Source organism: Halorubrum sp. AD140 (assembly GCF_034497445.1).
Taxonomy (GTDB): domain Archaea; phylum Halobacteriota; class Halobacteria; order Halobacteriales; family Haloferacaceae; genus Halorubrum.
The window spans coordinates 1-1,003 of the sequence record NZ_JAXRUU010000366.1; the positions used below are offsets into that span (position 1 = coordinate 1).

General features: G+C 68.6%; 1 protein-coding gene. It reads left to right on the top strand.

Annotation, left to right across the window (positions count from 1 at the left end; genetic code table 11):
• A partial coding sequence (locus U4E84_RS18910) for a type II secretion system F family protein (protein ID WP_322533581.1) occupies nt 1-1,003 on the top strand: 1,003 nt, incomplete at both ends.

The following is a 1,003-nucleotide window of genomic DNA, read 5'->3' on the forward strand; positions in this document are numbered from 1 at the left end:
CATCCCCTTGGTCGGCGTCGGCTTCCTCGTGTTGGTCTCGACGGTGAAACAGGACGAGCCCGGCGACGGCTACCTCCAGCCGGACGGCGGGAGCGAGCGGCTCCGACAGACGAGTCGGGAGGGCCTGTTTCACTTCGGGCTCGTGGAGGCGTTCGTCGGGACGTTCGGCGTCTTCGACCGGATCCGCGACCGCGAGGGGACCCACAAGACGGTGGAGATCCTCTCGGCGCCGCACCTCTTCCTCCGCGAGAACCCGCTGTACACCCTCGCGTTGACCGTGCCCGCGGCGCTCGCGCTCGTCGTCGTCGCGGCCGGGACCGGCTCGGCGCCCACGACGTTCGACGGGTGGGTCGCCCGCCCGGTGTGGTCGGCGTTCGTCTGGCTCTACGTCCCCGTTTACGTCGTACTGATCCCGCTCGGGTTCTTCTACGAGTGGCATCAGCGCTCCCGCCGGGCGGTGACCGGGAAGCTCTCCGAGACGCTCCGGAAGCTCTCCTCGGCGAACGACACCGGACAGACGCTGCTCGAGTCCGTGCGCACGGTCTCGGAGACGTCGACCGGGAAGCTCGCGGAGGAGTTCGAGGTGATCCACGCGAAGGTGAACTACGGGATGAGCCTCCGGGACGCCCTCGTGGAGTTCAACAACTCGTACGCGGTGCCCCGGCTCGCACGAACGGTGAAGCTGATCACGGAGGCGCAGGAGGCCTCCTCGCAGATCACCGACGTGCTGACGACGGCCGCGCAGGCCTCGGAGAACCAGGACGACATCGAGCGCGAGCGGCGGTCGCGGACCCGGATGCAGGTCGCGATCATCGTGATGACGTACGTCACGCTGCTCGGCGTGATGGCCATCCTCCAGACGCAGTTCATCGACGTGATGGGCGAGTTAGTCTCCCAGAGCGACGGGGCCGGCGGGGCCGGGTTCGGCGGCGGCGGGGGCGGCGTCGACCCCGACGTCCTCTCATTGCTGTTCTTCCACGCCGTGACGATCCAGGCGATCCTC